Origin of the sequence: Flavobacterium fluviale, from assembly GCF_003312915.1 — a bacterium.
Classification (GTDB): domain Bacteria; phylum Bacteroidota; class Bacteroidia; order Flavobacteriales; family Flavobacteriaceae; genus Flavobacterium; species Flavobacterium fluviale.
Genome location: NZ_CP030261.1, coordinates 3,823,013 through 3,834,786, shown reverse-complemented (window position 1 = coordinate 3,834,786; position 11,774 = coordinate 3,823,013). Strand labels below are relative to the sequence as shown.

Genomic DNA, 11,774 nt, shown 5'->3' with positions numbered 1-11,774 from the left:
TTGGTGTTATTTTTACACTTATTAAATATTTTTACCTAAAAAAATGTTAGGTATGTATTTATAGTCAAAAAAAATAATTCATAATTTAATTAAGAATGAAGATAACAAAATTAGCATTTGTCTTGTTTGGACTTTTCCTTTTAGGAAGCTGTAAATCGGCTTTAGAGAAAAAGACTTGGAAAGAAGGAATTTTAGTAGATCAGTTTATTTACGATAAAGCGCCTTATCCGTCTTGCCACGCTGTTACAATTGTCGAAGCTACAAATGGTGATTTAGTTGCTTCTTGGTTCGGTGGAACTCACGAAAGACATCCTGATGTTTGTATTTATGTCGCGATTAAACCTAAAGGAAGCGATACTTGGAATGAAGGCGTAAAAGTTGCAGATGGAGTAATGAAAGAAGGTCCGAGATTACCAACATGGAATCCGGTTTTATATCAAATTCCAGGTGGTGATTTAATGCTTTTCTACAAAATCGGACCAAAGCCATCAGAATGGTGGGGCGTAATCAGAACTTCATCTGACGGCGGAAAAACATGGTCTGAGGCAAAAAAAATGCCTGATGGTTTCTTAGGGCCAATCAAAAATAAACCGGTTTTATTGAGCAACGGAACTTTATTATGTCCGTCAAGTATCGAAGGCGACGGCTGGAGATTGCGTATGGAATCAACTCCTGATTTCGGAAAAACTTGGGTAATGGGCGATACGCTTCCAAGAGGAAAACAAAAAATCAATGCGATTCAGCCCAGTATTTTATTTCATAAAGACGGAGGTATTCAGGCCATCGGAAGAACCAGAAACAGAGCTATTTTCAGCACTTTCTCAAAAGACAACGGAAAAACTTGGTCTGATATTGAGTTAATCGGACTTCCAAATAACAACTCAGGAACAGATGCCGTAACTCTAAAAAACGGTAAACATTTACTAGTTTACAATCATGTTCTTCCTCCAGGGAAAGAAGCAAAAGGCCCAAGAACGCCTTTAAATGTTTCGATTTCGGATGACGGAATTAACTGGAAAGCTGCTTTGGTTTTAGAAGATTCAAAAATCAGCCAGTATTCGTATCCTTCTATGATCCAAAGTTCTGATGGAATGGTGCATATCGTATACACTTGGAGAAGAGAAAAACTGAAATATGTAAAAATCGATCCAACGAAGTTAAAAGCACTTCCAATCAAAAACGGAATTTGGCCAGGCGAAGAAGGAAAAGTGGTAACGGCTGTTAAGGCTGAAGAAGAGTAAAAAAAAGTTCGCCACGAATTTCACTAATTTTCACGAATTTTTTAAAAATAGTAATTCGTGAAAATTAGTGCAATTTGTGGCAAAAAAATATAGACATGAAATTAAAAAAACATTTATTAATTGCCTTCCTTGTTGTTCTGTCAACAACATTCAACAGTTGTGCAACAGCTCAGTCTTCCAATAAAAAACAAAAATACAAAGTAGCAGTTTGCGACTGGATGATTTTAAAAAGACAAAAACTAGGCGCTTTTGGTTTGGCGGCTGAAATAAAAGCAGACGGAATCGAACTGGATATGGGAGGTTTAGGAAACCGACCAACTTTTGACAGCAAATTAGGCGATCCAGTTGAGAGACAAAAATTCTTAGATAAATCGAAAGAAACTGGAGTTGGAATCAGTTCTATTGCGATGTCTGGATTTTATGCGCAGTCATTTGCCACAAGAGAAATCACGCCAATGATTACGGATTGTATTCAAGCTATGAAAAATATGAAAGTTAAAGTGGCCTATCTTCCGTTAGGAACTCAAACTGATTTGGTTAAGAATCCAGAATTACGTCCAGAAGTGATCAAGAGATTGCAGTGGGCAGGAAAAGAAGTGGGGAAAATTGGTGGAGTTATCGCTATTGAAACTTCTTTGAGTGCTACAGAAGAGAAAAAACTTTTAGACGAAGTCGGTTCAAAATATATTAAAAGCTCTTTCAATTTTGCCAATGCAGTTGACAATGGCAGAGATATTTCATCAGAATTAAAAATCTTAGGAAAGAAATATTTAGCACAGATTCATGCATCAAACACCGATCAGTTTTGGTTAGAAAACGATAAAGCGATCGATATGCCGAAAATCAAACAGACATTAGACGAAATGAAATGGAGCGGATGGCTGATTGTAGAACGTTCTCGTGACGTGACACAAGTGCACAATGTAAAAGCCAATTACGGAGCCAACGTAGCTTATTTGAAAAAGATTTTCCAGAATTAAAATATAGTTATCTCTCATTTTTTGTCATTTCGACGAAGGAGAAATCTCCGTTAGAAGCTCGACAAAGATTGGTAACTCACTTTACGGAGTTACTTGTGGAGATTTCTCCTTCGTCGAAATGACAAACCAGACCGAGTAAAATGGAAAGAATAAATTATAATACCATGAAATATTTACAATTACTTTTTTTATGTTTTTATGTCTCTTTCGCGACAGCGCAGAACATCACAGTCGTGAGTGATCCGAGCTCGCCGAGAGCAAAATTTGGCGCAGAGAAATTATCTGAAATACTTACAGCAAAAGGTTTCAGCGTAACTTCTTCTGATAAATTCAAAAAATCAAAAGATAAAGTAATTGTTATCGGTGAAAAAGGAACTGATTTCTGGAAAAAAAATGCAAAAAGTGCCAAAATCGATGATAGTAAACTGACTAAAAAAGAAGGTTTTCAGATTCGTACTCAAAATAATATTATTTATATTCTAGGAACAGATGCTTCTGGAGCTTTGTATGGCGCTTTAGAATTAGCAGACCGTATTAAAAGTTCAGGAAAACTTCCGTCAGAAATTAATTTGGATGACAGTCCGGAAATGGTTTTAAGAGGAGCTTGCATCGGAATGCAGAAACCCGTTTATCTTCCGGGCCGTGATGTTTACGAATATCCGTATACACCAGAAACTTTTCCTTGGTTTTATGATAAAGCTTTATGGATAAAATATCTAGATATGCTGGTTGAAAACCGCATGAATTCTTTGTATTTATGGAACGGACATCCGTTTGCTTCCTTAGTGAAATTAAAAGAGTATCCGTTTGCTGTAGAAGTAAGTGATGAAGATTTCAAAAAGAACGAAGAAATATATAAATTCTTAACGGTAGAAGCCAACAAAAGAGGAATCTGGGTAATTCAGATGTTTTATAATATTATTGTTTCTAAGCCTTTTGCAGAACATTACAACATTAAAACACAAGATCGTTCGCGTCCGATTACGCCTTTGCTTTCAGATTATACCAGAAAATCTATCGCTGCTTTTATCGAAAAATATCCAAATGTTGGATTAATGGTTTGTTTGGGAGAAGCAATTAATACGGTTGATGACGATGTGGAATGGTTCACAAAAACAATTATTCCAGGCGTTCGTGATGGTTTACAAGCATTAGGAAAAACAGAGGAACCGCCAATTATTCTGCGTTCTCATGATACAGATGGGCCTTTGGTAATGGAAAAATCACTTCCGTTATACAAAAACTTATATACAGAAAGTAAATATACAGGAGAATCTTTAACGACTTATACGCCGGGCGGACCTTGGGGCGAAACGCATAAACAATTGAGCGCTTTAAAATCGATTCATATTGAAAATGTGCATATTTTGGCCAACTTAGAACCTTTCAGATACGGTTCGCCGGATTTTATACAGAAAACAGTAAAAGCGATGCACAGCGTTCACGGAGCCAATGCATTACACTTGTATCCGCAGGCATCGTATTGGGATTGGCCGTATTCGGCAGATAAAACTAAATCAGGTGAGCGTTTACTAGAAATGGATCGTGACTGGATTTGGTACAAAGCATGGGCAAGATATGCTTGGGATAGCAAAAGAGACCGAAATGAAGAGGTGAAATTCTGGGATAATGATTTAGCTACCAAATTTGGAACTAGTCAGGAAGCTGCCAATAACATCTTAAAAGCATACGAAGAAACAGGAGAAATCGCTCCAAAAACATTAAGACGTTTCGGAATTACCGAAGGAAACCGTCAAACCTTATTATTAGGAATGTTCGAAAGCCAGTTGGTAAATCCGTCGAAATGGCGTGTGTATCCTGGATTCCACGAATCTTGTGGACCAGCAGGCGAATTGCTTTTAGAATATGCTAAAAAGGAATGGAATAAAGAACCACATTCTGGCGAACTTCCAACTCAGATTATTGCCGAAATCACAGAACACGGAAGATTAGCAGTTGAAGCCATCGACAAAGCCGAAGCAAGCGTAACCAAAGACAAAGAAGAATTTGCACGTCTTAAAAACGATATGCATGCTTACAAAGCTTTCGCTGATTTCTTCTCAGAGAAAGTAAAAGCAGCTTTATTGGTTTTAAGATACAGTTATTCAAATGATATCAATGATTTAGACAAAGCAATGCCTCATTTAGAGAAAAGCATCGAATACTATGAGTTATTGGTAAACCTGACAAAAGATACTTACTATTATGCCAACAGTATGCAAACCGCTCAACGCCGAATTCCGATTGGAGGCGATGACGGAAATAACAAAACTTGGGCTGAATTATTGCCTCATTACGAGCGTGAATTGGCGAATTTCAAAAGAAATCTAGAGAAATTAAAAGCTTCAAAAGACGGTAAAATTGAAACCAAAGAAGGAAAACCTTGGAAAACGGCAGAAGTTACTTTCATCGATGAAAAACCGGGAACGTATTTAGTTAAAACCGGAACAAAAGTTTACGGAACCGATATTTCTGAATTAACCAAAATCGCTCCTGAACTTCAAAACTTAAGAGGATTTACGTTTGTAGAAAACGACCAAAACGAAAAAGGAACACATTTGAAGTTTAGAAACACAAAAGCGGTTAAATTAGTGGTTGGTTATTTCAATTCAGATCAAAAGAGATTTTTGTTACCGCCAAGTTTAGAAACGGATGCAGCAGGAAATGCGCACGGTCAGGCCGAAGTTATTTTAGCAAGCGCCATGAATTTAAAAGATTTACCGCGTGTAAACATTCATACGTATACTTTTCAACCGGGCGAAAATAAATTAGATTTAGGAAAAGGAAAAGTATTGATTTTAGGCTTTATAGACGCAGATCAAAACATCACACCGCGCGATGTTGGATATATTGATGCAGGAGAGAAAGCAGCTATTGACTGGTTGTTTTATTAATATAATTTAGAGTTATAAACACAATCTTGTCATCCCGAGGAACGAGGGATCTTAGCAAGTGGCTCTAAAAAGATTGGCGACATTTCTATACGGAGCTACTTGCGAAGATTTCTCCTTCGTCGAAATGACAAAACGAGCGAAATAATTATGGATGTTAAACCTGAGGGGTTTTTAAACCCCTCAGGTTTACACGCAAAGTATAAACACAATCTTGTCATCCCGATCCCGAAGCCTCGGGATGGAAATGACAAAAAGCCGTATATTAAACTTAAATAACCTTATAATCACTTATATGGTTTTAAAAATATGAAAAGAATAGTTTTTTTTATTTTTTGTTTTTTTTCAAGTCTTTGCTTTGTTTGGAGTCAGAGCAAAGATTCAGGTAAATTTCGTAAAGAAATTACGCTGAATTCGTCTTGGGAAACCATAATCTTGGAAAATCTTCCTGTGAAGGAAGAGAGGTTTGTAGACCATCCAAAAACTGATTCCAATTGGCAGCAGGTTAGTGTGCCTCACAATTGGGATCAGTATTATGGTTTTAGAAGAACAAAGCATGGAAATTTACATGGTACAGCTTGGTACAAAAGATCTTTAAAACTGGATAAAAAAGACCTTTCTAAAAAGCTTTTTCTATATTTTGAAGGCGTCAGTTCGTATGCGACCGTTTGGGTAAACGGCAAAAAAGTCGGCGAACACAAAGGCGGCAGAACCACTTTTACATTAGACATAACAAAAGCCGTTTCTTTCGATAAAGAAAACCAGATTTTAGTTAAAGCAGCGCATCCATCTTTTATTGCCGATCTTCCTTGGGTTTGTGGAGGATGTTCGGGAGAATGGGGATTCTCTGAAGGTTCTCAGCCAATGGGAATTTTTAGACCTGTTACGTTAGTTGTTACAAACGACGTCAGAATAGAACCTTTTGGTGTTCATATTTGGAATGACAAATCGGTTTCTAAACGAAAAGCCATTCTTCATACGACGACAGAAATCAAGAATTACGGTCCTTCAAACCGAAATTTAACAATTGAAAACATCCTTTTTGATGCTTCAGGAAAGAAAACTGTTATTACAAAAAGTGATGTCAAATACGTTTCAGGAGAAACAAAAGAAATAACACAAACACTTCCAGAGATTATAAATCCGAAATTATGGTCGCCGTCGAATCCGTATTTGTACAAATTGGTGACTTCTATTTATGAAAACGGAAAAATAATTGATCAGTTAACAACGCCTTACGGAATCCGCTGGGTAAGCTGGCCGGTCAGCCGTGACGGAAAAGACAATCGTTTTTTTATCAATGGCGAACCTTTATTTATCAACGGAACTTGCGAATACGAACATTTAATTGGAAACAGTCATTCGTTTTCAGACGAAATGATTCATTCCAGAATCGAACAGATCAAAGCGGGCGGATTTAACGCTTTTAGAGAAGCGCATCAGCCTCATAATTTATTGTACCAAAAAGAATTAGACGAAAACGGAATTTTATTTTGGAGTCAGTTTTCGGCACATATTTGGTACGACACGCCTGAATTTAAAGAGAATTTTAAAACCTTGTTACGCGAATGGATTAAAGAACGCAGAAACAGTCCGTCGGTGGTGATGTGGGGCTTGCAGAACGAAAGTACTATTCCAAAAGAATTTGCAGAAGAATGCACACAAATTATTCGTGAAATGGATCCGTTATCCGCTTCTCAACGAATCGTGACGACTTGTAACGGAGGAGAAGGAACAGACTGGAATGTCGTTCAAAACTGGTCAGGAACGTATGGCGGAGATCCCTTAAAATATCATTTGGAAATGAGCACGCAGTTATTAAACGGCGAATATGGCGCGTGGCGTTCAGCTGATTTACATACCGAAGGCGAGTTTGACCAAAAAGGAACTTTGAGCGAAAACCGTTTTTCTCAATTAATGGAAATTAAAGTCCTCGAAGCCGAATCGGTTAAAGATAAAATTGCGGGGCAGTTCAACTGGCTTTTTGCTTCACATGAAAATCCAGGGAGAGTACAAAACGGAGAAGGATTTCGAGATATTGACAAAGTAGGGCCTGTTAATTATAAAGGACTTTTCACGATTTGGGGTGAACCTTTAGATGCGTTTTATATGTACAGAGCCAATTACGTTTCGAACAAAACCAATCCGATGATGTATATCGTTTCCCACACTTGGCCAAGCCGTTGGGATAAACCTGGTATCAAAAACGGAATCGATATTTATTCAAATTGTGATGAAGTTGAATTGTTTAATGACGTGAATAAGTCTTCTTTAGGGAAATTAAAAAATCCTGGAATCGGACAGCATTTTCAGTTTAACAATGTCAATATTCAATACAATGTTTTATACGCAGTTGGATATGTAAACGGAAAAGCGGTTGCTAAAGATTATGTCGTTTTGAATACACTGCCGAAAGCGCCAAATTTAGCCGATTTAACTCCTGAAAAAACAGATTTATTAAAAGATAAAAAAGGCTATAATTACATCTACAGAGTAAATTGCGGTGGATCTGAATTTACAGATAGTTCAGGAAATACTTGGTTTACAGATACGCACAAAAGCGGAAAATATACATGGGGTTCGTCATCATGGACAGATAATTTTGAAAAACTTCCGGATTTCTTTGCGAGTCAGAGAACGACTTTTGACCCAATAAATGGTACAAAAGATTCCGAATTATTCCAGAGTTTTAGATATGGCGTTGACAAATTGCGTTACGAGTTTCCTGTTCCCGACGGAGAATATTTAGTAGAATTATATTTCACAGAACCGTGGTACGGAACTGGAGGTGGAATGGACTGCAAAGGCTGGCGTTTGTTTGATGTTGCCATCAACGAAAATGTCGTTTTAAAAGATTTTGATATTTGGGCAGAAGCGGGACACGATCAAGCTTTGAAGAAAACTTTTGTCGTAAAAAGTAAAGACGGAAAAATTGTGATTTCCTTTCCGAATGTAAAAGCAGGGCAGGCCATTATTTCGGCAATTGCTATCGGAACTAAAGATCGAAAACTGAGACCTGCAGATGCTTCGCCAAAAAATATTGAGAATTTGGTTCTGGATTCTTATGATAAAAACAACAGAATAGCTTCGTGGATGGATATCAATTCAAAACAATTTTCAGATTCTGATATTGTTTTTACCGAATTGCCTTCTGAATTATTTGGTGCAGATTATGTGCAGTTTTCAGTTTCATCTAAAAATAAAGGGTCGTTTACTGCCAAAGAAGATTCGAATATTTATGTTTTAGTTGATAGTAAAATCAAAGAATCGGCTTCGTTTTCTGATTATAAAAAAATAGAGGAAAACGCAAAAAACAGCAATGTAGCTTCGTTTACGATCTTCAATAAGAAAGTAAAAAAAGGAGAAAAAGTTCTTTTTGATAACGCTGAATCGATAAGCACAATTGCAGTTGTTCCAGTTTATGATATGGGCGAAAAAGACGATTCAAGACCTGTTGTAATCATCGAAGCTGAAAATGCCAAATCCACAGGGACAGGAATCGAAAAAGGAAATTTCAAAAAAGCCGATTATATTGAGTTTACCAAAAAAACAGCAAACAGCATTCAGTTTGAAGTAAAACCTGGCGTTGCGGGAATTTATTTAATGCGTTTTAAATTCATGAACAGAAATGAAACGCCTTTAAAAGTCAAATTTAAAATGGAAGATGCATACGGAATTTTAATGCGAAATGACACCATTGAATTTTTTACAGCACCAGAAAAATGGAAGATTTTAAATACAACTTCCGGTGGTTATATTAATGCGGGAACGTATAAAATTACTTTGGAAGGCGATGATTTGAAGGGATTAATGTTGGACAATTTCGAATTTCAATAGGTTTTTTTTGAGGTTCAAAGAGGCAAAGGTGCAGAGGTTCAAAGGTTTTCATCGTAGAGACGCACTGCAGTGCGTCTACGTTCCAATTGTCAGGCTGAGCGGAGTCGAAGCCCACGCAAATAAACAGAATCAATATTATAACGTCCAGTTTGTCATTTCGACGAAGGAGAAATCTTCGCAAGAAGCTCGACAAAGATTGGTAATTCACGTTGTGGAGTTACTAGCGAAGATTTCTCCTTCGTCGAAATGACAAGATTGGAGAAATGCTAATTTTTAAAAATGATTATTTAAATATATTATGATTTTAAAAAAGATAATAATTACTTTAACAATACTGTTTTCAGTATCCATTTTTGCGCAAAAACAAACCAGAATTGTCGAAGATTTCAATAAAAACTGGAACTTTAAATTAGGAGATTATCCAGATGCAATTCAAGCAAATTTCGATGTGAAAGACTGGAGAGCATTGCAATTACCGCATGATTGGAGTATTGAAGGCGCTTTTGATAAAGATGCTAAAACCAAACAAGCGCAGGGATTTTTGCCTGCTGGAAAAGGCTGGTATCGCAAAGTTTTTTCTATTCCTGCGAACTGGAAAAACAAAACAGTTTCAATAGAATTTGATGGCGTTTTTAAGAACAGTGAGGTTTTCATAAATGGAAAATCATTGGGAATGCGTCCAAATGGGTATATTTCATTTGGTTATGATTTATCTAAATATGTAAATTTTGGAAAAGAGAATGTAATTGCGGTAAAAGTCGATAACGATGCACAGCCGAATTCAAGATGGTACACAGGATCTGGAATTTACAGAAATGTGCGTTTGGTTGCCAGTGAAAAATTGCACGTTGGAAAGTGGGGAACTTTTGTAACCACGCCTGAAGTTTCTGCAGCAAAATCTAAGATTCATTTAGAAGTTACGATTGATAATGACAACGAAACTTCGAAAGAATTTAAACTCGTTACTTCAGTTTTAAATGCTGACAATAAAGAAGTAGCTAATTTAACTTCAACAGAAAAAATATCGGCTAAAACTTCAGAGAAAAAGATTCACGATTTGGCTATAAATCAGCCAAAATTGTGGGATACTGAAAATCCGTATCTGTATAAAGTGGTTACTAAAATTTACGAAAAATCAAAATTAGTTGACAATTACGAAACGCCTCTTGGTTTCCGTTTCTTTAGTTTTGATTCAGAGAAAGGATTTTCTTTAAACGGAAAACCAACGAAGATTTTGGGAGTCTGCCTGCATCATGATAACGGCGCTTTGGGTGCTGTCGAAAATATTCATGCGGTAAGAAGAAAACTGACTTTGATGAAAGAAATGGGCGCAAACGCCATTAGAATGTCTCATAATCCGCATTCGTTAGAAATGATGCAATTGTGCAACGAAATGGGTTTCATTGTTCAGGACGAAGCTTTTGACGTTTGGAAGAAGAAAAAAGTGACCAACGATTACCACAAAGATTGGGATGCGTGGCATACACAGGATTTAGAAGATTTTATTAAAAGAGATCGAAATCATCCATCGGTTATAATGTGGAGTATTGGGAATGAAATTAGAGAACAATTTGATTCGACAGGAATTGCCATTACCAGAGAATTGGCGAAAATCGTAAAATCGCTAGATACAACACGTCCAGTAACTTCGGCTTTGACCGAAAATGTTATTGAGAAGAATTTTATTTACCAATCGGGTGCTTTGGATCTTTTGGGTTTCAATTACAAACACGAAGATTATAAAGATTTTCCAACTCGTTTTAAAGGACAAAAAATATTAGCTTCAGAGAGTGTTTCGGCTTTGGAAACACGCGGTCATTATGATTTTCCAGACGGAATTAAAGCGTGGCCAACCAAACACGGTGCTCCGTTTGACGGGAATGCAGACTGGACGGTTTCGGCTTACGATCAGGTGAAATCGTACTGGGGCGCAACGCACGAAGAAAACTGGAAAACGATTAAAAGTCAGGATTTCATGGCGGGAACTTTTATCTGGACCGGTTTTGATTATATCGGAGAACCTGATCCGTATCCGTATCCAGCGAGAAGTTCTTATTTCGGAATTGTTGATTTGGCAGGACTTCCAAAAGATGTGTATTATATGTACCAAAGTGAATGGTCGAACAAAACAATGCTGTATATTTTTCCGCATTGGAATTGGAAAAAAGATCAGGAAGTAGAAGTTTGGGCGTATTATAATAATGCCGATGAAGTAGAATTATTCTTAAACGGAAAATCTCTCGGAACAAAATCAAAACAAAATGATGATCTCCATATTTCATGGAAAGTGAAATTTGAACCGGGAACAATAAAAGCGATTTCCAGAAAGAACGGAAAAGTAGTTTTAGAAAAAGAAATTCACACAGCAGGAGAACCTTCAAAAATTAATTTAAAAGCAGAAAAAACTACAATCAAAAACGATACTTACGATTTGGTTTATGTAACGGTTTCTATAATAGATAAAGATGGAAACTTATTGCCAAATGCCATGGATTTAATCAATTTTGAAGTGACTGGTGGAGGAAAATTAGTTGGCGTTGATAATGGTTATCAGGCTAATTTGGATTCTTTTAAAGCGAATTCGTGTAAGTTGTTTAATGGTAAATGTGTTGCAATTATTCAATCAAATGGGAAAAAAGAAAATATTCAGTTGAAAGCAACGGCTGGAAATTTACAAACTTCAGTTGTTGAAGTAAAAGTAGAGTAGGTTTATTGCTGCGGAAGTCGCTAAGACGCAAAGTTTTTTTAACCATATAAGTTATATAAGTGATTTTAAGTTTTGGCTTAATTAAACTTATTTGACTTATATGGTTTAATTTTTTTAA

General features: G+C 36.6%; 5 protein-coding genes. All 5 read left to right on the top strand.

All coding sequences use genetic code 11. The annotated features are described in order from the left end of the window. Positions 1-95: 95 nt before the first annotated feature. Positions 96-1,241, top strand: coding sequence for a sialidase family protein (locus tag HYN86_RS16750; RefSeq protein ID WP_113679076.1), 1,146 nt, complete (start codon positions 96-98; stop codon positions 1,239-1,241). 95 nt (positions 1,242-1,336) lie between these two features. Further along, complete coding sequence (locus HYN86_RS16745; RefSeq protein WP_113679075.1) at positions 1,337-2,221, top strand: sugar phosphate isomerase/epimerase family protein; 885 nt, start codon at positions 1,337-1,339, stop codon at positions 2,219-2,221. A gap of 140 nt (positions 2,222-2,361) precedes the next feature. Continuing rightward, entirely contained in the window at positions 2,362-5,115 is a 2,754-nt protein-coding gene (locus tag HYN86_RS16740) for an alpha-d-galacturonidase (RefSeq protein ID WP_230406384.1), read from the top strand. Positions 5,116-5,421: 306 nt separating this feature from the next. After that, entirely contained in the window at positions 5,422-8,949 is a 3,528-nt protein-coding gene (locus HYN86_RS16735; RefSeq protein WP_113679074.1) for a malectin domain-containing carbohydrate-binding protein, read from the top strand. A gap of 298 nt (positions 8,950-9,247) precedes the next feature. Next, positions 9,248-11,656 (top strand): sugar-binding domain-containing protein, encoded by a 2,409-nt coding sequence (locus tag HYN86_RS16730; RefSeq protein ID WP_113679073.1) that lies wholly within the window; start codon positions 9,248-9,250, stop codon positions 11,654-11,656. The last annotated feature ends 118 nt before the right edge of the window (positions 11,657-11,774 follow it).